Source organism: Gordonia sp. 11cp, assembly GCF_057767225.1.
The window spans coordinates 791,844-813,749 of sequence record NZ_CM173437.1 but is presented as its reverse complement, the minus strand read 5'-3'; the positions used below and the strand labels follow the sequence as shown (position 1 = coordinate 813,749).

General features: G+C 69.2%; 19 protein-coding genes. 10 read left to right on the top strand and 9 right to left on the bottom strand.

The window, feature by feature from the left end:
* The first annotated feature begins 16 nt into the window (after window positions 1–16).
* The 5 genes from AC3B6C_RS03385 (at window position 17) to AC3B6C_RS03365 (ending at window position 3,996) form a co-directional block, all read left to right on the top strand.
* Window positions 17–1,129: an Rv3169 family protein gene (locus AC3B6C_RS03385; RefSeq protein WP_488374925.1), complete on the top strand. Its 1,113-nt coding sequence runs from the start codon at window positions 17–19 to the stop codon at window positions 1,127–1,129.
* Window positions 1,130–1,345: 216 nt separating this feature from the next.
* Window positions 1,346–2,464 (top strand): ADP-ribosylglycohydrolase family protein, encoded by a 1,119-nt coding sequence (locus AC3B6C_RS03380; RefSeq protein ID WP_488374924.1) that lies wholly within the window; start codon window positions 1,346–1,348, stop codon window positions 2,462–2,464.
* A 229-nt stretch (window positions 2,465–2,693) separates the two neighbouring features.
* A complete protein-coding gene (locus tag AC3B6C_RS03375) occupies window positions 2,694–3,305 on the top strand; it encodes an MFS transporter (RefSeq protein WP_488374923.1) in 612 nt (203 codons plus the stop codon).
* Between the two features lie 36 nt (window positions 3,306–3,341).
* Entirely contained in the window at window positions 3,342–3,476 is a 135-nt protein-coding gene (locus AC3B6C_RS03370; protein WP_488374922.1) for a hypothetical protein, read from the top strand.
* Window positions 3,477–3,504: 28 nt separating this feature from the next.
* Entirely contained in the window at window positions 3,505–3,996 is a 492-nt protein-coding gene (locus tag AC3B6C_RS03365; RefSeq protein ID WP_014928123.1) for an NADPH-dependent FMN reductase, read from the top strand.
* Here AC3B6C_RS03365 and AC3B6C_RS03360 read toward each other — a convergent pair.
* From AC3B6C_RS03360 to AC3B6C_RS03325, 8 genes are all read right to left on the bottom strand, one after another.
* The gene (locus AC3B6C_RS03360; protein ID WP_488374921.1) at window positions 3,951–5,366 is read right to left on the bottom strand and encodes an amidohydrolase family protein; all 1,416 of its coding nucleotides are present in this window, start codon (window positions 5,364–5,366) and stop codon (window positions 3,951–3,953) included. The genes AC3B6C_RS03365 and AC3B6C_RS03360 overlap by 46 nt on opposite strands.
* Window positions 5,363–5,974, bottom strand: coding sequence for a pyridoxine/pyridoxamine 5'-phosphate oxidase (locus AC3B6C_RS03355; protein WP_488374920.1), 612 nt, complete (start codon window positions 5,972–5,974; stop codon window positions 5,363–5,365). The genes AC3B6C_RS03360 and AC3B6C_RS03355 overlap by 4 nt, the downstream gene beginning before the upstream one ends.
* Window positions 5,971–6,771 (bottom strand): creatininase family protein, encoded by an 801-nt coding sequence (locus tag AC3B6C_RS03350; protein ID WP_488374919.1) that lies wholly within the window; start codon window positions 6,769–6,771, stop codon window positions 5,971–5,973. Before AC3B6C_RS03350 ends, AC3B6C_RS03355 begins: the two co-directional genes overlap by 4 nt.
* Window positions 6,768–8,099 carry an FAD-binding oxidoreductase gene (locus AC3B6C_RS03345; RefSeq protein ID WP_488374918.1) on the bottom strand — a complete coding sequence of 444 codons (1,332 nt, stop codon included), beginning with the start codon at window positions 8,097–8,099 and terminating at the stop codon, window positions 6,768–6,770. The genes AC3B6C_RS03350 and AC3B6C_RS03345 overlap by 4 nt, the downstream gene beginning before the upstream one ends.
* Window positions 8,096–9,274, bottom strand: a complete 1,179-nt coding sequence (locus tag AC3B6C_RS03340; protein ID WP_010842766.1) for a hypothetical protein — start codon at window positions 9,272–9,274, stop codon at window positions 8,096–8,098. Before AC3B6C_RS03340 ends, AC3B6C_RS03345 begins: the two co-directional genes overlap by 4 nt.
* 99 nt (window positions 9,275–9,373) lie before the next feature.
* The gene (locus AC3B6C_RS03335) at window positions 9,374–10,279 is read right to left on the bottom strand and encodes an ABC transporter permease (RefSeq protein WP_488374917.1); all 906 of its coding nucleotides are present in this window, start codon (window positions 10,277–10,279) and stop codon (window positions 9,374–9,376) included.
* The gene (locus tag AC3B6C_RS03330; protein ID WP_014928117.1) at window positions 10,276–11,046 is read right to left on the bottom strand and encodes an ABC transporter ATP-binding protein; all 771 of its coding nucleotides are present in this window, start codon (window positions 11,044–11,046) and stop codon (window positions 10,276–10,278) included. Before AC3B6C_RS03330 ends, AC3B6C_RS03335 begins: the two co-directional genes overlap by 4 nt.
* Window positions 11,046–12,380, bottom strand: coding sequence for an amidohydrolase family protein (locus AC3B6C_RS03325; RefSeq protein ID WP_488374916.1), 1,335 nt, complete (start codon window positions 12,378–12,380; stop codon window positions 11,046–11,048). Before AC3B6C_RS03325 ends, AC3B6C_RS03330 begins: the two co-directional genes overlap by 1 nt.
* 216 nt (window positions 12,381–12,596) lie before the next feature.
* Between AC3B6C_RS03325 and AC3B6C_RS03320 the strand changes: the two genes are divergently transcribed.
* From AC3B6C_RS03320 to AC3B6C_RS03310, 3 genes are all read left to right on the top strand, one after another.
* Window positions 12,597–13,202 carry a helix-turn-helix domain-containing protein gene (locus AC3B6C_RS03320; protein ID WP_488374915.1) on the top strand — a complete coding sequence of 202 codons (606 nt, stop codon included), beginning with the start codon at window positions 12,597–12,599 and terminating at the stop codon, window positions 13,200–13,202.
* A 70-nt stretch (window positions 13,203–13,272) separates the two neighbouring features.
* The gene (locus AC3B6C_RS03315; protein WP_488374914.1) at window positions 13,273–14,238 is read left to right on the top strand and encodes a PDR/VanB family oxidoreductase; all 966 of its coding nucleotides are present in this window, start codon (window positions 13,273–13,275) and stop codon (window positions 14,236–14,238) included.
* Window positions 14,235–15,545: an amidohydrolase family protein gene (locus AC3B6C_RS03310; RefSeq protein ID WP_488374913.1), complete on the top strand. Its 1,311-nt coding sequence runs from the start codon at window positions 14,235–14,237 to the stop codon at window positions 15,543–15,545. Before AC3B6C_RS03315 ends, AC3B6C_RS03310 begins: the two co-directional genes overlap by 4 nt.
* A 279-nt stretch (window positions 15,546–15,824) precedes the next feature.
* Here the strand turns inward: AC3B6C_RS03310 and AC3B6C_RS03305 are convergent, their stop codons facing one another.
* On the bottom strand, window positions 15,825–16,301 hold the full coding sequence (locus AC3B6C_RS03305) for a cupin domain-containing protein (protein ID WP_488374912.1): 477 nt from the start codon (window positions 16,299–16,301) through the stop codon (window positions 15,825–15,827).
* Window positions 16,302–16,463: 162 nt separating this feature from the next.
* Between AC3B6C_RS03305 and AC3B6C_RS03300 the strand changes: the two genes are divergently transcribed.
* A complete protein-coding gene (locus tag AC3B6C_RS03300; protein WP_488374911.1) occupies window positions 16,464–17,555 on the top strand; it encodes an alpha/beta hydrolase in 1,092 nt (363 codons plus the stop codon).
* Between the two features lie 37 nt (window positions 17,556–17,592).
* Entirely contained in the window at window positions 17,593–21,852 is a 4,260-nt protein-coding gene (locus AC3B6C_RS03295) for a non-ribosomal peptide synthetase (protein WP_488374910.1), read from the top strand.
* Window positions 21,853–21,906: the final 54 nt, after the last annotated feature.

Here is a 21,906-nt window from a genome sequence, read left to right as displayed (position 1 = left end):
ACAATCCGGAGGATCGATGCCCATTCCCAGCGACGAGCTGCTCAACCACCAGGTCGTCTCCACCTTCGACCACGTCGACACCAGCGATCTGCAGTGGTGCGAACGCGTGTGGTTCAGTGCTTTTGACACCAGCGGTCGGTTCTTCATCGGCGCCGGTCTGGGGAAGTACACCAACCGCAACGTCATCGACGCCTACGTCTCGGTGGTCGAGGGCAGCGCCCAGCACAACGTGCGCGCGTCGCGGGAACTCCGGCCCGACGTCGACGGGCTCATCGTCGGCCCGATTGCTTATCGTATCTCCGCTGATTACTCGCAGGTCGGATTCCATCTCGGCAAGAACGAATACGGCATCAGCCTCGACGTGATGGCCGAGGGGATCGTGCCGGTCGTCGAGCAGCGGCCGCAGATGTTTCGGCGCAGTCGGGGACGGGTCGTGAACCACATGATCCGGTTCTTTCAGTACGGCCGCGCCCACGGCTGGCTGGAGATAGGCGGGACACGCTACGAGATAGATCCGGAGTCGTGGGTCACCCAGCGCGACCGCTCCTGGGGTATCCGGCGGTCGGCGGCCGAGTACCTCCCCCCGCCGGAGGGTGTGAATGTGGGGTTCGGGCTGCAGCCGCCGAAGCGTGAGCGCATCACCTACTACTGGCACTCGGCGACGCTGCAGTTCGACGACTTCGCGCTGCAGTACGAGGGTGCGGAGAGCCCGGAAGGAGAGCGTCTGGGCACCCACCACGGCGAGATGTGGTTCCCCCACGGCGACACGCGTAGGCCGCTCCGCGTCGTGGACGTCAAGCACGACTGGGATCTCGTCCCGCACACCACAACCAACGAGGTCGCCGGTGGCCGCGATCTGATCACACTGGAAGACGGCTCTACATTGGAGCTCGAATTCCGCGCGATGACACGCTACTCCCGTAAGACCGGCGGCTACTTCGGCTTCCGCGGATGGGCAAGTGGTGCCTGGATGGGCCCGCAATGGGTCGACGGGGAGACCCTTGATCTGTCTGATCCGGGCGTGCAGGCGGAACTCAAAGGCGGCGTGTGGGATTACGCCGTCGAATGCCGGTACGGCGATCAGGTGGGGTACGGCAACATCGAACCGTTCATCGAGGGGATCGGCTGACGGTCGGTCATCTTCTCTCGGCTGTCGGGGCCGTGCGAGCATGCATGGCCATTACGTCGACTTGACTGGACTCGAGCATGCGCTGCCGATCTGGACGGAGGCCAGATCGGGTGCCGGGTTCTGGGCCGGGGCGTGTACGGACGAACCTCCGGCCTGCGAAGCTCGCCGACCCATGTGACCATGGTGGGAACACTGGGGAAAGTGCAGGTGACGCCGATGTTGGATCAGTTCGTAGGCTGCCTGGTCGGTGGCGCGGCGGGGGACGCCCTCGGGGGATCGGTCGCGCTCATGTCCCGCGCGACGATCATCGAACGCTTCGGGCCCACGGGGATCACCTCGTACGCGGAGGCGTACGGCGGCGTCGGCACCATCACCGACGACACGCAGATGACGCTGTTCACCGCCGAGGGCCTGCTGCGCGCCTGGGCGCACGACTGCGCGGGCGGGATCTCCTGTTACGCGGCCACCACGGCGCGCGCCTACCTCCGCTGGTTCATCACCCAGGGCGGCCATCCGCGGCACGGTGTGCTGGCGACGACCGAACGGTCGAGCTGGCTGGCGGGACACCGGCAGCTGCACAGCCGGCGTGCACCCGGAACCACCTGCCTCGAGGCACTCCGGGTGACCACTCGTCCCGGCGAGCCCGCCGACAACGACAGCAAGGGGTGCGGCGGCGTCATGAGAGTGGCGCCCGTGGGGTTGTTCGCGGCCCGAGCCGAGTGGTCGGCCGGCGGGACCTTCGATCTCGCCGCCACGCTCGCGTCGCTCACGCACGGACACCCCTCCGGGTCGTTGCCCGCCGGTGTTCTCGCGGTCGTGATCCGCGATCTGATCGCCGGGGCGAGCCTGCCGGAGGCGGTGGCGGTGGCCAAGGACATTCTCCGGATGCGTGCCGGTCACGAGGAGACCCTTGTCGCGCTCGAAACCGCTGAGGGACTGGCCGGTTCGGGCCTGTCCCACGAGTCGGCGATCGAGCTGCTCGGTGGGGGTTGGGTCGGCGAGGAGGCGCTCGCGATCGCCGTCTATTCCGCGCTCGTGGCCGACGACCTCGAAGACGCGGTGATCATCGCGGTCAACCATGATGGCGACTCGGACTCCACGGGCGCCATCGCCGGCAATCTGCTGGGTGCCCGCGACGGTGTGGCAGCGATCCCGCAGCGCTGGCTGGAACCCCTCGAACTCCGCGACGTCATCGTCGAGATGGCAGGCGACCTCTACGACTTCGTGGACTGGGACATCGCCGAGACCGATGCGGACGCCGGGTCGCCCCGTTGGGTCGAGAAATACCGGGGATCGCGTCCGGGTTCGACCTCGGACCTCCGCCCGGTGGGTTGACCCCCCCGGCGCGATCGGCGTCGGGGACGTGTGTGGCAGCTGGTGCTCGCCGGCATCACCAGATGTGGTGTGCCGCCGGTAGCGTTGACGGCAACGGATTCGTGTACACCGGTGAGCATCGTGGCCGGCGTCGAATCCCCGGGACCCGTGGCCGGCCTTGACGCGGTCTCCAGCGCAGCTCAAGGGGAGTTGCGGCGTGAAACGGACACTTGCGCCTACGTTGGGACACATGACACCCACGCGTCTCTCCGGTCCGATCACCTGGCTCGCCGTGTTCCTCGCCGTGGCTCAGGTGCTCGCGCCCGTCGTCCCGTTCTCCGGATTCGGCGCCTCGCCCAACGAGTCGACGACCGATCTCCTGATCACCCCGGCGGGTTACACGTTCTCGATCTGGAGCCTCATCTACCTGCTGTCGATCGTGTTCGCCGTCGCGGTGGTCTGGAAGGGGTCCACCGGGACCGATGATCCGCGGCGCCTGCTCATCGACCTCGAAGTCGCGTTCGCAGGCGCGGCGGTGTGGATCCTGGTGTCGGCCGCCGAGTGGACGTGGGTGACCCCGCTCGTGCTGACGGTCATGACGGTGGCCCTGCTCGACGCGGCCCGGATCGCCGCGAGACCGGCCGACGGCTCGGCGCCGCGATGGCTCACGGCAGTGACCCGCATCCTCGTCGGAGTCTATGCGGCGTGGGCGACCGCAGCGGTCTTCCAGAACTGGGCCGCCGCGATCGGAGCCGACCTCGCCGACCCGCGATCCCTGGGCTGGCAGCTGGCCGTTCTGCTCGCGTGCGCCGTGGTCGGGCTGGCCGTCACGGCAGTCGTCGGGTCGGTGCTCGTCGCCTAACCGCTCACCCTGATCTGGGCGTTCGTCGGGATCATCGTGAACGCACAGGGCGAGACGACGGCCGTCGTCGGAGTGGCGGCCGGGACGATCGTGGCGCTGATCGTGACGACGGCAGCGATCACGGTGCTGCGGCGCCGGGCCGGTACGCCGGCGTCGGCTGAGGCACGATAGGCGGGACCGATACTGCGAAAGGCGGACCATGACCACCACCGTTGTCGCCGGGAACCCCAAACCCGGTTCGCGCACCCTCGATGCCGCCCGGCAGCTGGCGAAGGCGCTGACCGGAACCGAACCCGACCACGTCATCGACGTGATCGACTTCGGGGCAGGTCTGCTCGGGTGGGGCGACGCCGCAGTCCGGGGCGCCGTGGAGACCGTCGCCTCCTCGGATCTCGTCGTGGTCGCCAGCCCGACCTTCAAGGCGACCTACACCGGAGTCCTGAAGCTCTTTCTCGACCAGTTCGCCACGGGCGAGGGTCTACGAGATGTGACCGCCGTCCCGCTGATGCTCGGGGCGGGCCCCGCGCATGCCATGGCGCCCGACCTGCTGCTCAAACCGGTCCTGGTGGAACTCGGCGCCGTGTGCCCGGCACCGGGCCTCTACCTGATCGACTCGACCTACAGCACCGATTCGCGGATCGCCGACTACACCGAGCGGTGGTCGTCGACGCTCGTGCGACCCTCACCGTGACGCGCTGCGACGACCGGGTGTATCCCCGAGTGCGCGGCAGAGGCGATCATCCGCTCGGTGAGTTCGGAATCGGCCTGCGCGCGTACGGGATCGGCCACGTCGCGATGCCACACCGGCCGGCCGCCCACGATGACCTCGCGCAGGTTTCGCAGCCCGCATCCGAGAACATACGTGGCGACGGGGTCCCAGATCGGTCCGAGGTGGGGCGACCGTGGGTCGACGACGAGGAGGTCCGCGAACTTGCCCACCTCCAGCGAACCGACCTTGTCGGCCACCCCGATCGCCGATGCTGACCCGAGCGTGTGCAGCATCAGTACATCGAGCGGGGTCAGAATCGCGGCGTCGCTGTGCTTTCCGCGCTGGAGGAACAATCCGGTCCGCATGTTCTCGAACGGGTCCGACACGTCGGTGCACGACTGATCGTCGACACCCATGCCGACGGTGATCGAATCCCGAAGCAGGCGTGGCACATCGGCGATCCCCGAACCGAGCCGGCCGTTGGACATCGGTTGCCACACCACTGCCGACCCGGTCTCGCGCACCCTCGTGACCATGTTCTCGGTCGGATGCACGAAGTGCCCGAAGGCGAAGCCGGGCCCCAAGACGCCCGCGGCGTCGTACCAGTCGAACTTCGACTGCTGGATCTCGATCTGTTCGGCCGTCTCGACGAAGTGTGCCTGATTGGTGATCCCGTACCGGTCCATCAGGGCCCGTTCGCGCTCGGCGGTCGCCTGCGACGACGACCACTGCACCGACCCGTACACCGAGCCGCCCAGATCGAGTGCCGGGTCGACGGTGCTCAGGTGGGTCATGACCGCGTCGAAGCCCGCGAAGGCCGCGTCCTCGCCGAGCTGTTCGTCGTCGAGCCGCACGCTGGTGACGAAGCGGATGCCGGCGGCCGCCAGACCGTCCACCTGCGCGGTGACGAATTCGGGCGGGTGCACGCGCGCCGCCTTGAGGACGGACTCCTCGTAGTCGAACAGCGCGAGGACACGCGACTGGGTGAAGTTGTACACGGACGTGATGCCGGAGGACAGGTGGTCGAGCCCGCCCGCCAGCGTCATCCAGTACAGGTCCTCCGCCTCGGCGCCGAGCAGCATCGTGCTGTTGAGCGTGACCCATTCGTAGAGCGGACTGTTCGCGGCGACGCCTCGCATCCCGCCGGTGTAGATGTGGCTGTGGGCCGAGACGAAACCGGGTGCGAGGAAGGCTCCCTCGAGGTCATGGCGGGGGAGAGGTGCGTCGGCGGGTGGGGAACCCTCGCCGATCCCGGAGATCCGGCCGTCGGTCCCGACCGACAGCCATCCCCAGAACCACGGTTTCTCGCCGCTGACCGGCAGGATCAGCGCGTTGTGGTAAGTGCCGGTCATCCCGGTAGTACCTCCGATGTCCATTGATTGTCGTTGTGGGTGAACCGTACTCGTTGCGACGGACCGTCCGGGTCGCCCCGCCAGAAGGTGATCTCCCGCAGGTCGACGGCGTATCCGGTCCAGGTCGGCGGCGCCGAGAGTCGCGGGTGCGCCGTGTCGAAGTCGGCCCAGCGCCGCCGCCGCTCCTCGGGAGACAGCGCCGCGAGGTCGCCGTCGTTCATCCACGCCAGCAGCTGCAGGTAGCGAGAACGGCGTGAGAACGCCTGGTGCAGTTCGTCCTCCGGGGCGCGTCGGACGTCGCCGTGCGCGACGACCTGACGGCCCACCGCAGGCCAGGCGATCGCGACCGAGGCACGGGGGTTCTCGGTGAGTTCGGCGACCTTCGCCGATCTGGTGTCGGTATGGAAGTACACCGCCGTGTCGTCGGCTTCGGTGATGAGAACGTGTCGAACCCGGGGATAGCCGTCGCGGCCGCACGTCGCCAGTGCCATCAACGGACGGGGTTCTTCCGGTGCGGGCAGCCAATCTCGCAGTAGTGTCATCGGTTGGACCGTGAGCTGATCGGCGTTCGCGCAATCGGTTCCGAAGCCGGTCCCGCTGGTGATCAACGTCCGACCCGGCCCGGGTCGAACGTGGCGATCTCCGGAAGTGCGGCGACGAGGGCGTCGACCCGCTCGTCGAAGAGCTTCGCGCCGGTCGACGCGTCGGCGCCGGTGGGATCGCCGATGACGCCCGACTCGGCGAAATCGGTGGAGAGCCAGCCGAATCGGACCGTCCCGGCGAACCCGACGTGTGTCGCGTCGGCGACCGCGTCCGCGACCGTCGCGACCGCCTTGTCCATGTGCACCAGATCCGGTCGGAGGTGCAGCATCATCGAGGTCTCGGCCCACCCGGCGTGGATGCCGAGTCCGCGCTCGGTGGGACCGGGATGGCCCGGGCCGGAGGAGAAGAACGTCTGCAGGTCGAACCGTCGTCGGAGCTCGCGCGCCGCAACCTCGATCAGGGCGGAGTTGCCGCCGTGCGCGTTCAGGAAGAGCACACGTCGCGCGGGGGTCTGCGCCAGCGAGGCACCGATGTCGACGATCGTCTCGAACAGGGTCGTCGCCCGCAGCCAGATCGTGCCCGGCAGACGAGAGTGCTCGTCGGACTTGGTGTATCCCAGTGCGGGCAACAACCAGACGTCGTACCCCGCAGCGGTACCGCGTTCGACGACCGCCTCGGCGACGGCTTCGGCGACGATGAGGTCGGTGGCGAGCGGGAGGTGCGGTCCGTGCGGTTCGATTGCGCCCGTGGGCAGGACGAGAATGGAATCGCGCGACAGGGCGTCACCGACCTGTTCGGTGGTCAGCTCGGCGTAACGCCGATTCCCGGCCCGGTTCACGCTCGTCGTGTCCACGGCGTTCACATCCACCTTCCCGGGTTGAGCAGCCCCTTCGGATCGGTCCGCTGGGCCAGCGCGCGGACCCGTTCGGCGTCGAGGTCGACGTACCACTGATGCGGGGAGTGGACCCCGACCCCGAGTTCTTCGAGTGCGGCGACCCCGTCGATGACCTGCTGCGGACTGCGGTAGATGCCGTTGAGCATGCCGAACATCATCTCGTGGCCGACCTCGAGATGCAGCATGCCGCCCTCGTAGACCTGCTCGACCTCGTCGAGGCGGCTGACGAGTGCGTCGCCACGTACCTCCATGTGGAACCACTTGTCCGGCTGCGACTTCTGCAGCCACCACGTCGGGTGGTTGTAGGACAGCGTGGACAGTTTGACCGTCTCGGCGATGCCCTCACGGACCGCTTCGATGCGGCCGCCGGCGGCCGCGATGAGATCGGTGGTCTCCACCAGGGCCCGGGCGTCGATGATCCCGCGCACGCTGGCGCGTCCCCGGACGAGGGCGGGGTCGTCGGGCAGGGCCGCGGTGATGATCGGACCGTCCGCGGACAGCAGCCGCGGCTTCGGTTCGATCGCCGCCAACCGGAAGGCCGCGTCGAACGCCTCCCGGCCGGACTCGAAACTCGCATAGACACAACGCCATTGCTGCAGCGGCTCCACCCGGACCGTGGCCGCGACGATGATGCCGGCGACCCCGTAGGTGTGCACGAAGGGCGTCGCGTCGTCGCCGTCGAGGTGGACCACCTCGGCATCGCCGGTGGCGTGGACGACATCGAGCGCCTCGACGAAACCCTGGTGGTTGCGGCCGTGCACGATAGTGCCGGTACCGGCCGAGCCTCCCGCGAGGAAGCCGCCGAGGGTCGACTGGACCGTGGACGGGTACATCCACAGCTGGCTGTCATGAGCCCAGGCCGTCTGTTCCAGGTTGATCATCCGCGCGCCCGCCTGCGCGGTGACCGAACGTCCGGTGACGTCCCGTATCTCGGTCAGCGACGTCATGTCCAGGACGAGTCCGCCGAAGCGCGGGATGACCTGGCCGTAGTTACCGGTGCCCTTGCCGCGCGTGGTGATCGGCACCCCGCGGGCGACGGCCGCACGCACGATCTCGGGCACCGCGTCCGCTGTGCGCGGGTAGCACACGAGGTCCGGTTCGCCGAGGTCCTGCGCGGAGAGGATCGGGCTCATCCCGGAACCGTCGCGGGCCGCCCGTGCGAGTGCGCGGGGCAGCGAGCTGATGCCGCGCGGGCCGACGATCGCGAGTAGATCGTCGGCCAGCGCGTCGACGTCGTCGGGTCCGAAGTCGGGGCGTCCCTCATCCGTTCCGACGGCCACCACGGGCGCGGTCACTGGGGCAGGCCTATCGAGGTGTCGATGAAGCGGTTGGTCGCGATCGCCTCGGGGGTCAGGCCGTCGGCGGCCGGGGTGCCCTGTTCGGTGAAGATCGGTCCGGTCACCTCCATCACGCGGGCGACGCGGGCGGTGTCGAAGTTGCCGATGGTCGCGTCGGGGCCGTTGCTCACCAGGTTGAGCTCGGCCATCGTCTTACGGGCGTAGTCGGCGTTGCGCTGGGAGTACACCCAGCCCGTGTCGTACTGTTCGACGGCGTCGAGGATGACCTCGTCCGCCGCCTGGGGCGACGCCAGGTAGTCGACGGACCCGCGCTGCAACACGGGGACCAGCTGTTCGAGGCAGGCGGCGTTCTCCTCCAGTGCTGCCGAGCGCACCGCGACCGACGACTTGTAGGTGGGGAAGCCGACGTCGTGGATCAGCTGGTACTTCACCGGCTTCTGCCACCCCTCGACCTCCTCCTGATAGACCTGGGGCTCAGAGCTGGCGAATCCCTGCTGGGCGGTCTTGCCGCCGTCGGAGACGAAGTTGGCCGGCGATCCGTCGTAACTGCCGTCGACCTGACCGGGGGAGAGGACACCCGACCCGGTCAGGTAGTCCATGTACGTCGACCCCTCGAAGTAGAGCACGCGCGCGTTCGCGGGCTTGAGGTCGGCGATCTTCTGTACCTGCGGGTAGGTGGCGGGATCCCACATGATCATCTGCGGGCTGATGTCGAGCGGCGCCATGACCGCGGTCGTCGGATTGTCCTTCGAGTTCTGGATCGCCTGGTCGGTGTCCACGTACCCGAGGAGGATCTCCGGATCGGAGTACATCTGCGAGGTCACCGACTGGAAACCGATGGCGGGTCCGCCGGAACGGATCTCGATGTCGACGCCGGTGTACTCGCCGCGGTCGAACAGCGGACCGACGACGCGCTTGTTGCCGGCGTTGATCGTCGGGTCCGGGCCGAGGAGGTGGTAGAGGTGCCCGTGCTCGGCCTCCGGATTCCAGTCGGTCTGGACCACGATCTTGTCCGGGCAGTTGGCGCTCAAGTCGACCGGGCCGATAGCCCCGGTGTATCCGGAGGACTCGGTGCTCTCACCGGAACCGCATGCGGCGGTGAACGCGAGGGCGGCGGCCACGGCCGCGACACCGGTGGTCTTGGACAGGCGGCGCCAGACATGTGTGTTCATGGGTTCCTCTTTCGTGCAGGGAGATTCGGGCAGGACTGAAGGGACGAGAAGATCGGGTAAGGCGGGTACGACGACCGGGTCGGATCGGTGGGGGTCGGGTCAGTGCTGATACCAGCGTCCGACGATGCGGTTGCCGAGCCACCCGAACAACCAGAAGACGGCCACGCCGAGAAGTGAGGCGAGCACGATCGAGGCGAACAGTTCCTCGGCCTGCAGTCGCGAACGATAGTTGTCGATCAGGATGCCGATGCCGGGATTGCCCTGCTTGAAGAAGAAGTCGCCGACGATCGCACCGACCACCGACAAGCCCGCCGAGATCCGCAGGCCGGCGAAGATCGCCGGCATGGCGGCGGGGAACTCCAGCTTGCGCAGGACCGTGACGCGGCTCGGATGGTGCAGAGCGAACAGGTCACGCATCTGCCGGTCCACGGACCGCAGGCCGAACAGGGTGTTGGACACGATGGGGAACAACGAGATCAGCACGCAGACGAAGACGCGTGCGCTGAAGCCGAATCCGAACCAGAACCCGACCAGCGGAACGAGTGCGAGAATCGGGACACACTGCAGGACAACGGCGTAAGGGAACAGCGCGTTCTCCATCAGTCGCGACTGCGACATGATCACCGCCCAGGTGATGCCGATCACAGCGGCGATGGCCAAGCCCGTCAGCGCCACGGTTGCCGTGCGGCTCAGGGCCTCCCACATCTCCTGCGCGGCGTCGCCGAGCAGGCCGTCGGTGACGACCTGATGCGGTGGCGGCATGAGGAATCGGCGTCCGGGGTCGAGCACCGCGTAGCTCACGAGATACCACGCGCCGATGACCAGTGCCAGGACGACGAGCGGTGCGGCGATCCCGACCGCCTTCGAGCGAGCTCGGCCGCGTCGGCTCGTGCGCGTGGCCACGGCGAGTTCGGTGGTGGATCCCGGGTCCGGCGCACCGGCCTTGCCGGGCTTCGGGGTTCTCACGCTCGGTGTGGTGTCGGTGCCGGTATCGGGGGCGCTCATGAATGTGCCTCTCGGAGTGCGCGTGAGATCCTGCCCGCGATCGCGCCGAACTCCGGCTCGAAACGCAGGTCGGGTGCCCGGGGATAGTCGAACGGGACCTCGATCTCGTCGACGATGGTCCCCGGTCGCCCAGACATCACCAGGACCCGGGTGGACAGGAACGCGGCCTCGGCGACCGAGTGCGTGATGAACAGGCCGGCAAAGCGTTTGACGGCGAACAACTCTGTCAGATCGGTTCCGAGCCGCTCACGGGTGAGTTCGTCGAGGGCGGCGAAGGGCTCGTCGAACAGGAACAGGTCGGGGTCGAGGGTCAGTGACCGGGCCAGCGACACCCGCATCCGCATGCCGCCGGACAGCATGTGCGGCAGGTGCTTGTCGAAACCGGTCAGCCCGACCGTTTCGAGAGCGGCGCGAACTCGCTCGCGCCGTTCGGCTTTCGGCGCGCCATCCAGTTCGCCGAGCAAAGCGACGTTGTCGGCCACCGACCTCCACGGGAGCAGGGTCGCATCCTGGAACACGTACCCGATACGCGCGGCACCGCTCTGCAGGTAGCCGTCGGTGATCGTCTCCAGTCCCGATGACAAGCGCAGCAGGGTCGACTTGCCGCACCCCGATGGCCCGACGACGCTGACGAATTCGCCCTCACGCACGGTGAGGTTCACATCCCGGAGGGCATGGGTGCCGTCCGGGTAGGTGAGCTCCACGTGTTCGAAGCCGACGAGTGGGTGACCGAGTGCCGGCCTGGGGGTCGTTGCTGGTGAACTCATCATCTCTCCAAACCGACGGGGGATCTGCCCGGCGCGGACATCCCGGCTGGGTGTACTCCTGCTGGGGACAGTTCTGCTGGGGACGAAACGGGCGGCACCGGGAAACTGGTCCAGCTGGTGGTCTCGGTGCGCGCGACCGGGGCGCCGTTCACGATGACGACCCGGTCGGCCGGAGCGGTCGCGATGACCTCGGTGAGGTCGTTCCCGCGGATCGCGACGAGGTCGCCGCGCGCGCCGACAACCGGTCCAGCGGGCTCGAGTCCCAGCACGGCACGCGCCTCGGAGGTGACCATTTCCATTGCCGTGTGGGGATTCTGATGCGCCGCGGTGATCAGCAGGGCAGCTGTCTCCAGGTGGTCGGCCCGCCCGACGGGATTGAACGGGTCACGGATGTTGTCCGCGCCCCCGACGACACGGACGCCGTGGTCGCGCAGGACGTCGATCGGGGTGATTCCCCGGCGGCCGGCCGAAGGACCGTGGCGGCCTTGGAGATACAGGTTCGTCACCGGCAGTGCGACGACCGAGACGCGGGCGCGCGCGAGAGCCCGGGCGATCCGTTGCAGGTCGTCGGTGGCCAGGGTGTCGAGGCGGCAACAGTGGCCGGCCGTGCGAACACGGTCTTCCGGCCAGTCCGCCACCCGATCCGCGAAGGCCTCGATGGTCAGGTGGTCGCCGTCGAGGAACTCGTCGACGTGCAGGTCGGCGCCGATGCCGCGCGCCTCGGCCAGATCGAGCAGCCTCGTGAGTTCGAGGAGCGGATCGTCGGCGATGTGTGGGGCGCCGCCGACCAGATCGACGCCTGCGTCGAGCGCGGCCTCGATGTGCGCGGTGGGCGCCAGTGGGCTCGCCAGTACCGCGACCTGGATGTCCATCAGCCCGCGCAGGTGATCCCGGATCTCGGTGAGGACACGGACGGCGCGAAGTGGGTCCTCGTGCGGGAGCACGTCGGCGTGGGTGCGCACCGCGGTGATCCCGTTCCGCAGCATGGACGAGGTCGCCTGCAGCGCACGGGTCCGGAAGGAGTGCTCGTCCAGGGCGACACTGCCGGCCCGCCAGGAAGTGATCGCGTCGGCGAGATCGCCGCTCGGGGGCGACAATTCCGACCAGGACAGGGCCTTGTCGAGGTGGGCGTGGGGTTCCGCCGCGGGTGGCAGGAGTAGGTGCCCACGCAGATCGAGCCAGCCGGGACCGCGCAGTGTGTCGGGAGAGAACGGCGTGACGGCCCGGACCCGACGGATGCCGTCGGCATCGGCCGACAATTCGACGTCGACCACCGAGCCGTCGGGCAATGACCCGGTGATGCCCGGGACGGGCGCGGTCTGCGGAGCCTGCATACGGAAACTTCCTCGAGGACTTCGGTGGCGTGCAACGGTGCACGTGAGGTCGGTGGTCCCGCTGTGGCTGGGGTCGGCGGGGGTGGGGCGGTTCGTGATACTTGTTGATCACGTCAACACGACCGAATATAGGAACGCGCTGTTGCCGCGACGTTAACCAGCGCTGCGGGCGTGTAACCATCGATCCGACTTTCGCCGGAGGAAGGGTGTGGGCACATGGCGCTCGACGAGCCGGATCTCGCGCAGGCGTCGCTGGGTGCGGAGATTCGCAGACGACGCAAGCAACACGGTCTCACGCTGGCGAATCTGGCTGCGCAGGCCGGTATCTCGCACCCGTTCCTCTCGCAGCTCGAACGCGGTTACGCGCGTCCCAGCATGACGACCCTGGAACGGATCGCGCGGGCCCTGGACACGACCCAGGTGAGTCTCATGCTGGCCGCCGACCCCGCGCATGTGGCGGGTGTCCCGTCGTCGGCGCCCGTGGGTGCGCAGCTGGTGCGTGCGGGAGAAGGTGCGATCCTGCCGCAGGCCGGCGACAACGCCGGATATGCGCGCCTGCTCGTCCGGGGGGACGCCGCGTTCTTCCCCCAGGAGCAGTCGTTGAACAGACGGGACTACGGCGAGTACTTCCAGCACGAGCAGGACGAATGGCTGCACGTCGTCGACGGCGAGATCGAGGTCGATCTCGGTGACGGCAGTGTCCTCGAATTGCGAAGAGGCGACAGCCTTTACTACGCTGGCGGAATTCCCCACCGATGGCGGCTCATAGGTCGCGAGGCCGCTCGCCTGGTCGTCGTCCAGGCGTCGGCGAAGGTGTCCTGACCCGGGTCGGTGGGGGTGGTTCCCGTGGCTGGGAATCCCGGCGGAGATCATCGTATCGAGGAGATCTCCGATGTCTTTGTCAGCAACCGACTTCCAGGACACCGTGCGTGTATGCGTGGTGTCCCGGCGCCGACTCACCAGTCGGGTGGACGAATTCGTCCTCGCGCCGGTGGGGGGCGCGGCGCTCCCGCCGTGGACCGCCGGATCGCACGTCGATCTGCACACGCCCGCCGGGCCGGTGCGGCAGTACTCCCTGTGCTCGTCGCCCGACGACACGAGCACCTACCGAATCGCCGTCGAACGTCGCCTCGACAGCCGCGGCGGGTCGATCTCCGCGCACGACGACATCGAGGTGGGCGCCGAGGTGACGATCGGTCTGCCGCGCAACCACTTCGCGCTGACGCGCGCACTCGGCTACGTGTTCGTGGCCGGTGGTATCGGCATCACTCCGGTCCTCGCCCTCATGGAGCAGGCGCATCGATCCGGCCGGCCGTCGCGGCTCGTCTACGTCGGGCGGTCGCGGGCGGAGATGGCATTCGTCGACGAGATCGAGTCCGGGTACCCAGGGCTGGTCACCGTTCACGAGTCCGGTCGCTCGGGCCGCCTGGATCTCGGTGATGTGCTGGGCGGGTTGCCACGCGGTACCGCCGTGTACACATGTGGTCCGCCGTCGATGCTGGATGCGGTGGCGCGCGTGTGCGAACCGCAACCGGCGGTGGATTCGTTCGCCGAGACGTTCACCGCGACGACAACGGAATCCGCGGCGAACACCGACTTCGAACTCTCGCTGGCCTTCTCCGGCGTGACCGTGACGGTGCCGCACGACCGCACCATCCTCGACGTCCTGGACGGACGCGGGGTCGTGGCACCCTCGTCGTGTCGCGAGGGAATCTGCGGAACATGTGAGACGGGGGTGGTCAGCGGCGAGGTGGACCACCGGGACTCGATCCTGTCCCCGGAGGAGCGGTCCGAGAACGAATCCATGATGATCTGCGTGTCTCGTTGCACGAGTGGTCGTCTGGTGCTCGAACTGTGACCACCACCGTGCTCACCGGGGCGGCCGCGGTGATGCGCGACGCCTCGATGGTCACCCGCGACCCGGTCGTCGTCGAGGACGGACGGATCGGGGACGCGGCCGGCGAGCAGGCCCGAGCGGATGAGGTCGTCGACGTCTCGGGGTGCGTCGTCACACCCGGTCTCGTGAATGCCCATCACCATCTGTTGCAGACCGCCTTCCGGTCGCGCCCGGAGAGCCGGTCCGTCCCGATGCCGCAGTGGCTCGGCCTGATGGCGCAACGCTATTCGTCGGTCGGTGTCGATCCCGAGCTCACCGCCGCGGCAGCGGCAGTCGGACTCGCCGAATCACTGCTGTGCGGGGTGACCACGGTGGCCGATCACCATCTGACCTGGCCGCGCGATCAGGACCCGGTCGCGGTGGCCGGCGGGACGATCGGCGCCGCGGCGCGAGTCGGCGCGCGGTTGGTGTTCGTCCGGGGCACCGCCCGTGACGACCCGGATCTCGCTGCCGCGTCGGTCGAGGACATCCACGGCACGTACCTGGGCGCGGCGACCACGGGCACCGGCGCCGACGGCATGCTCCAGCTGGCCGTCGGCCCGTCCGGCGTACATGCCGACGGGCCGGAGACCTTCGCGGCACTCGCCGAGGTCGCGTCGAGCCTGGGTCTACGTCGCCGTACGCAGGCCAACGAGCAGGTCGACGTGCAGATCGCCGCGGAACGATACGGGCGCCGTCCCCTCGCACTGCTCGACGAGTGGGGTTGGCTCGACGACGACGTCACCGTGGCACACCTGTGCGACATCACCGACGACGAAGTGGCCCTCCTCGCGAGATCGGGAGTGTCGGCGACCCATGCTCCGGGATGCGACGTACCGATGGGATGGGGTGTCGCGCGGGTTGCCGCACTCATGTCCGCGGGCGTGCGGGTGGGTCTCGGCACCAGCGGCGGCGGTAGCAACGACGCCGGACACCTGATCGCCGATGCCCGTCTGGCCGTGCAGGTCTCGGGTTTGATCGGCGAACCCGTCACGGCCCGTGCGGTTCTCGCGATGGCCTCCGAGGGCTCGGCCATGGGCCTCGGCCGCAGCGAGCTGGGGCACCTGCGACCCGGCGCCGCCGCCGACCTCTGTGTGTGGGACTGCTCGGACGTCTTCGACGCCGGGGTTCCCGACCCACTCGACGGCCTCCTCTGGGCGGCCCCGGGACGGCGACCCCGCGACGTCATGGTCGGCGGGCGGTGGGTGGTGCGCGACGGTCGACTTGTCACCGCGGAATCCCGGACGCTCGCAACCGAACTCGGCGCCCTGCTCAGCCGGCGGCAGTGACCTGCTCACTGATCCGTGAGGTGCGCGAACCTGCTCCCTGAGGTGCGACGCGCCCCCTGCTCCCTGAGGTGCGAGCGACGCGGCCCCCTGCTCCCTGAGGTGCGAGCGACGCGGCCCCCTGCTCCCTGAGGTGCGAGCGAAGCGAGCCTCGAAGGGTCTTCGCGAGGCGGGTTGCGAGCCCCTTCGTGGCTCGTCGCTTGCGCTCCTCGCACCTCAGGGAGCGGAGGGGCGTCGCTTGCGCTCCTCGCACCTCAGGGAGCGGAGGGGCGTCGCTTGCCGTCAGGGAGTGGCCGTCGCGCACGGCGGCGCCGGCGCGTCCTCGGAGAGCGGCTTGTTCAGTGGCATCAGGTACAGGACGTCGAGGATGACCGGCGTGGTCCCGAGGTTGGTCCCCTCGTGGGTGTTTGCCTTGCCCCCGGGCTCCTGGATGATCTCCCCGGTCCGGTAGACGACCGGTTTGCAGTCGGAACCGGGATGGGTGAGCGTGCCCTGGCGAACCAGGCCGATGAGGGTGCCGTCGTGGTAGTGCCAGCCGGTGGTGCCACCGGGCGCGATGGTGATCTCGCGGACCTCGACGTGCACGCCGTCGGGTACGAAGGGCAGGAGGTCTGCCGGGATGTCCGCCTTCGCCAGGCTGACCGCCGAGATTCCGGACGAGGGCGTGGCATTCGCCGTCGTCGACGACATCGCGAGGGGTGTCAGGAGAGCGGCCGCGGCGGCGAGCGTCGCGACGGCGGTGCGCAGGAGAGGTGTCATCGTCCGACCGTACGTGGGCAGGGCGGAGGGCATAACCGATTCGTCCGATTCCGCTGTGGGACAGCTCTGGACGATTGACCAGAACTGTCCGGAGTACGCCGGTGATGTGCATACGATGACGGAGTCGGCTGGATGACCCGGCCCGAACCCAGGGAGCCATGGATGTCTCGCTTGTCCAACGCCGTGATCGCGGGTGGTGCCGCCGTTCTGTGCCTCCTGCTCGGCGTTGGGGGGCTGCTCGTGCCGTCGGCCGGTACCGCGGCCGCCGACACCCTCGCCGGGGTCGGCTACGCCAAGGCGACCGCGGGTGCGCCGTACCGGGAGACCTGGGTGTCGCCGCGGAACCTGGTGGTGTCGGTGTGGTCGCGGTCCATGCAGACCCAGGTCCCGTCGCTGGTGCAGACGCCTGCGAACCGCAACCAGGCCGCGCCGGTGATGTACCTGCTCAGTGGATCGTCGGGCGGCGAGGACGACGACGACTGGACGCACGCCACCGACGCCAACGCGTTCTATGCCAACAAGAACGTGTGGACCGTCACCCCGATCGGCGGTGCCGCGAGCTACTACGCCGACTGGCGCCGCGTCGACCCCGCCGCGAACTTCCGCTTCGGCGTGAAGACGTCCCGTCCCCTGCGGTGGGAGACCTTTCTGACCTCGGAGTTGCCGGCGGCCTTCGAGAACGCGCACGGGGGACGATCCGGGCCGTCACGCTCGCGCGGCGTCGCGGGTATCTCGATGGCGGGTACGGCGGTTCTCCGTATCGCCGAGAACCACCCGGGGTTCTATCGAGCGGTCGGCTCCTACTCGGGATGCGCCGACACCGCATCACCCACCGGACAGCTGCTGCTGCGCAACGTGGCGTTCGTCCCCGGACTCGCCGACGCCAGCAACATGTACGGTCCGCCCGGCGACCCGCAGTGGACGGCGCAGGACCCGGTGATCAACGCCTACAAGCTCGCTCGTCGCACCCCCGCCCTGTGGATCAGCGCGGCGACGGGCTTGCCCGGCGCACATGACAACCTGTCGGACCGGCGCGTTGCGGGCAACGTGGGGGAACTCGCCGAACAGGTCGCCGCCGGTGGTTTCGCCGAGGCCACTGCGCGTTCGTGCACGGTGGCGATGGCGAATCGCCTCGCCGCACTTCGCATCCCGGCCGTCGTCAGGCTCCCGGCGACCGGCACGCATTCCTGGGGGTACTGGGAGGACCAGATGCATGAGTCGTGGCCGATGTTCGCCCGCGCGCTCGGAGCGTGACACGGCCGACCGGACGACGTCCGGGGGACGATCCGCGATGACCGTGACGCGCCGCGGCCTGTGGCTCTCGCAACTGCTGCACCCTGAGGTCTCGCACGTCGTCGCATTCGGCCTGACCTTGCGCGGCCGGCTCGACGCCGATCGACTGCACCACGCTGCCGGCGCAGTGCTCGACCACGTCGGCTGGTGCGACGTGCGTCTGCACCCGGAACGCTCACCGGGCGAGGGTCATCCGCAGCCGCTGTGTCCCGCCGGTTCCGGGCTGGACCCGGTGGAGCGCGTGGACCTGTCCGCGTGTGCCGACCCGGCGGCCGCGAGCGAGTCGCGTGCGCAGCATTTTCTCGACGACCCCGCAGGTGCCGACCTCGGACTGCCGCTGTTCCGCAGCGAACTGCACGTTCTCGGTCCCGACTCCCACCGCTGGATCGTGCGCGTTCATCACGTGCTCACCGACGGCGCCGGAGCCCTGCGGGTGATGGCGCACATCGCCGGTGTCTACGCGGGAACCGCGCGGCCCGACGAACTGTTGCTCGCCGACGATCTCGAACTCGAAGCCGATGAGAAGGCATACCGCGACTCGCGACGACGAGTGACCGACGAGGAACACTGGGCGCGAGAACTCGACTGCCTCGAACCGTCCCTGCTGGCCGGCCCCGTCGCGCATCTCACGTCGTCGATCGCGCGGGTCACCGAGACCCTGAGCAGTCCGCGCGTCGCATCGGCGGCGGAGTTCGTCGCGGCCTTCGCAGGTCTGTGCGCCCGGCTCCTCGACACCCCGGACGTGGGGCTGAGTCTTCCGGTGGCCGTCCGAACGTCGGCGGCACGATCACGGGCGGTGCAGCCCGTCTCGAACGTCGTGCCGTTGCGCCTCGACGGAATCGGGGACCGTGACGCCGCGCAGGCGGTCGCCGATGTGTCGTCGGCCCTGATCGACGCACTCCGCCGTCAGCGTTACCCCCGCGAGAACATGCTGCGAAACCGGCAGGGGCTCAATGGTTTCGGTGCAGTGGTCAACCTCCTGCCGGGTTTCGAGTCGCCCGCTGTCGACGGCCTGCACTGGGGGCTCGAGCTGATGCGGACCGGACCGATCTCCGACGTCGCGGTGACCCTGCACCCCGCGGACCAGGACGGGCGTCAGGCGGTGACCTGGGAAGCCCCGGCGGCAGTCGTCGACGCCGACGCGCTGGCCACCCTTGCTCGGCGCTTCGACCGCCACCTCACCGCGACCCTGCACGAACTGGACGGCGGCGCCCGGGTTCCCGACGACTCGGTGTTCGTCGACGGGGAATGGGAGCGGTTCCGGTACCGGAGCGGACCGCCGGCGCCGCCGTTCGTGCCGACCGTGAGCCACCTCGAGGACTATCGGTCGTCGAATCCGGAGGCAGTCGCGATCATCGACGGCGAGGTGTCGGTGTCCCGGCGCGAGTTCGCCCTCCGGGTGGATCGGGGGACTCGGCTGCTCATGTCGGCCGGGGTCGGTGCGGGCGACCGCGTGGCGGTGTCGATCGACAGGTCGGTGGCCTCGATCGTTGCGTTCTGGTCGGTGCTGTGCGCGGGCGGCGTGTGGGTGCCCGTCGGCGACCCGTTCGCACCGGAGGCGAGGACGCGGGATCTCGTCGAACGCTCCGGCGCCGAAGTCGGGTTGTGCACGCCGGGCACCGCACGCCCGGGCTCGGTCCGGTGGCTCGACCTCGAGCACGACGACCCCGGCTCACCGATGGCAGGCCGGCCGCGCGGCCTGGAATGCGGGCCCGACGACGCCGCCTACCTGCTGTTCACCTCAGGATCCACGGGCACACCGAAAGGCGTGGTGATGCCGCACCGCGGCATTCCCGCCCTGGTCGCGGAGATCCGACAGACCTATGCGCTCGCACCCGGGTCGCGCATCCTGCACGCGTCGTCCCCGACCTTCGACACCGGCGTCGTGGAGATGCTGTGCGGGGTCGTCTGTGGGGCGACCGTCGTCGTCGCGCCGAACTCGGCGTCCGGTGGTGAGGCGCTCGCCCACCTGATCCGACGACACCGCGTCAGTCACCTCATCGTCACGCCGTCGGTCCTGGACACGCTGCCCGTCGACCTCGCCGACGACCTCGTGCAGGTGATCATCGGCGGTGAAGCCCCCTCGCGGCGCCTGGTCGACACGTGGTCGGGTCGTGTTCGACTGAGGAATGCCTACGGACCCACCGAAACCCGATGCAGCATCAACATCTCCGGACCGTTGGCCCCGGGCAGGGCGATCACCGTGGGTCCGCCGATGGTCGGGGTGAGCGAGGCGGTCCTGGACCGGCTGGGGCGGTCGCAGCCTCCGGGCGCGCTGGGCACACTCCACTGCGCGGGACCGCAGCTGGCCGACGGGTATCTCGACGACCCGGTGTCCACCGCGGAAGCTTTTGTCGCGTGCACGTTCTCGACCGGGGAGACGATGTACCGGACGGGAGACCTGGCGCAGTGGTCCGGCGCGGGTGAGATCCGCCTGCTGGGACGGCGTGACAATCAGGTCACCCTGCGCGGGCTGCGCATCGAACTCGCCGAGATCGACGCCGCGCTCGGGCGGTGCGCCGGCGTACGGAGCTCCGCGACGATTCTGCGGGAATTGCCCTCGGGCCGAACCGCATTGGTGTCGTTCGTCGTGCCGCGTGATTCCGGAACGGACCCCGACACACCCGGTCTACGCCGCGCGGTCGCCCGTGTGCTGCCGTCGTACATGGTCCCGGCCCTCGTCGTGCGCATCGACGCGCTGCCCCCCACCGGCAACGGCAAGCTCGACGTGCGAAAGCTGGCGGAGTACCCGCTCCCCCGCAGCCGGTCCGCGCGGGGACCGGTGGGGTCGCACGAGACCCTGCTGGTGCGGGTCGTGGGGGAGACCCTGGGCACAGATGCGGTGGATCTGTTCGCCGGCTTCCTCGAGCAGGGCGGCGACTCCCTGGCGGTCATGCGGGTCGTCGGCTTGCTCACGGCGGCAGGGCATTCCGAGATCGGCCCCGACGACGTGCTCACCGCGCCCGACCTGGAGACGCTGGCGCAGCGGATGGTCGAGCCGGTGGGCCCGGACGTCGACACACGTCGACCGGTCGCGCTCGACGAGGACCGTCCTCTCACGTCCGCGGAACGGACGGTCGAACGCGCGCCGGGACATCCGCACGGGCAGCTGATCCGCCTCGGCTGGGTTCCACCCGAGGCCGGGCGGCCCACTGCCGTCGAACTGCGAGAGTTGCTCCGGACGTTGGCCGATCGGCACCCCGCCCTGCGATCGATCTATCCGGACACCCCCGCCGGGCCGGTGCAGCGGGCGATGGCGGGCGGCGCCGACGCGGCCGTCGATGCCGCCGTGCAGATCGTTCCACTCGCCGAAGCCGGCCCGGACCCAGGGCGGGACGACCTGCGTGCGCTCGCCGAACAGATGTCGGCGTCGCTGGATGTGCGGGTGGCTCCACCGTTCTGCATGCGGATTCTGGCGGATGCCGACGGCGGTGTGACGGCTGCGGTCGCGGTGTTCCATCACATTGCCGTGGACGGGCACTCGCTCGGAGTGCTCGCCACTGAGGCCGACCTCATCGCTCGCGGAGTGAACATGCCCGCTGCGCAGTCGATCTCGTCGCCGACACGGACCGTCGACGACGCGGTCGACGGGCGGTGGTGGAAGGAACTGCTGGGTGCGCCGGCCGACCGGACCTTCACCCTGGACGGTCTGGACCCCGTCTCGTGCGAACAGTCCGCGGCCCTACGCCGTCGGGCTCTCGTCGACGCCGACACCTACGCGCAGTTCCGCACTGGTGCGTCCGAGCGCGGTATGACCCCGTTCGAAGCGTTCGGGAGCGCGGTGTCCGTGGCGCTGGCACGGCTCACCGGGCAACACCGGGTGATGGCCGCCACCGCGGCGTCGAAACGGCCGGCGGGTGCCGACGGCATCGTGGGCGATTTCGTCATATCCGCGATGACGCCGCTCGACGCCCGAGAGGATGTGCGCGACTCGGTGGAACGCACCCGCCGGTGTATCGCCGCGGCGACCGCGCCGATGGAAGACGTGCTGGACGTACTGGGAAAGCCGGTCGTCGACGGGCGGCTCTTCCCGGTTCCGGTCCTGCTCGGCTGGACCCCGACGATCACCCCGCCCCGTTCGGGCGGTGACCTGTACGTGTTCCCGCCGCCGACCTCGCGGTGGATGCTGCAGATCGAGGGCTCGCCGACCGCGCGAGGTGAGCTGCAGGTCATGGTGACCGGCGCGGCCGCCGCACTCGATGGCTCGCGGGTCGAGCAGGTGCTCGCCGAGGTCGTCGCCTGCGTTCGACAGGCATGACGCCAGCCGCGCCCAGAGTGCGGGATCGGTACCGGAAATCGGCACCCATACCGC

What these genes read in the sequence shown, in the direction of transcription:
- AC3B6C_RS03385 (WP_488374925.1), top strand. Translation starts at nt 17, where the DNA reads ATGCCCATTCCCAGCGACGAGCTGCTCAACCACCAGGTCGTCTCCACC.
- AC3B6C_RS03380 (WP_488374924.1), top strand. Translation starts at nt 1,346, where the DNA reads ATGTTGGATCAGTTCGTAGGCTGCCTGGTCGGTGGCGCGGCGGGGGAC.
- AC3B6C_RS03375 (WP_488374923.1), top strand. Translation starts at nt 2,694, where the DNA reads ATGACACCCACGCGTCTCTCCGGTCCGATCACCTGGCTCGCCGTGTTC.
- AC3B6C_RS03365 (WP_014928123.1), top strand. Translation starts at nt 3,505, where the DNA reads ATGACCACCACCGTTGTCGCCGGGAACCCCAAACCCGGTTCGCGCACC.
- AC3B6C_RS03360 (WP_488374921.1), bottom strand. Translation starts at nt 5,366, where the DNA reads ATGACCGGCACTTACCACAACGCGCTGATCCTGCCGGTCAGCGGCGAG.
- AC3B6C_RS03340 (WP_010842766.1), bottom strand. Translation starts at nt 9,274, where the DNA reads ATGAACACACATGTCTGGCGCCGCCTGTCCAAGACCACCGGTGTCGCG.
- AC3B6C_RS03335 (WP_488374917.1), bottom strand. Translation starts at nt 10,279, where the DNA reads ATGAGCGCCCCCGATACCGGCACCGACACCACACCGAGCGTGAGAACC.
- AC3B6C_RS03330 (WP_014928117.1), bottom strand. Translation starts at nt 11,046, where the DNA reads ATGAGTTCACCAGCAACGACCCCCAGGCCGGCACTCGGTCACCCACTC.
- AC3B6C_RS03325 (WP_488374916.1), bottom strand. Translation starts at nt 12,380, where the DNA reads ATGCAGGCTCCGCAGACCGCGCCCGTCCCGGGCATCACCGGGTCATTG.
- AC3B6C_RS03320 (WP_488374915.1), top strand. Translation starts at nt 12,597, where the DNA reads ATGGCGCTCGACGAGCCGGATCTCGCGCAGGCGTCGCTGGGTGCGGAG.
- AC3B6C_RS03315 (WP_488374914.1), top strand. Translation starts at nt 13,273, where the DNA reads ATGTCTTTGTCAGCAACCGACTTCCAGGACACCGTGCGTGTATGCGTG.
- AC3B6C_RS03305 (WP_488374912.1), bottom strand. Translation starts at nt 16,301, where the DNA reads ATGACACCTCTCCTGCGCACCGCCGTCGCGACGCTCGCCGCCGCGGCC.
- AC3B6C_RS03300 (WP_488374911.1), top strand. Translation starts at nt 16,464, where the DNA reads ATGTCTCGCTTGTCCAACGCCGTGATCGCGGGTGGTGCCGCCGTTCTG.
- AC3B6C_RS03295 (WP_488374910.1), top strand. Translation starts at nt 17,593, where the DNA reads ATGACCGTGACGCGCCGCGGCCTGTGGCTCTCGCAACTGCTGCACCCT.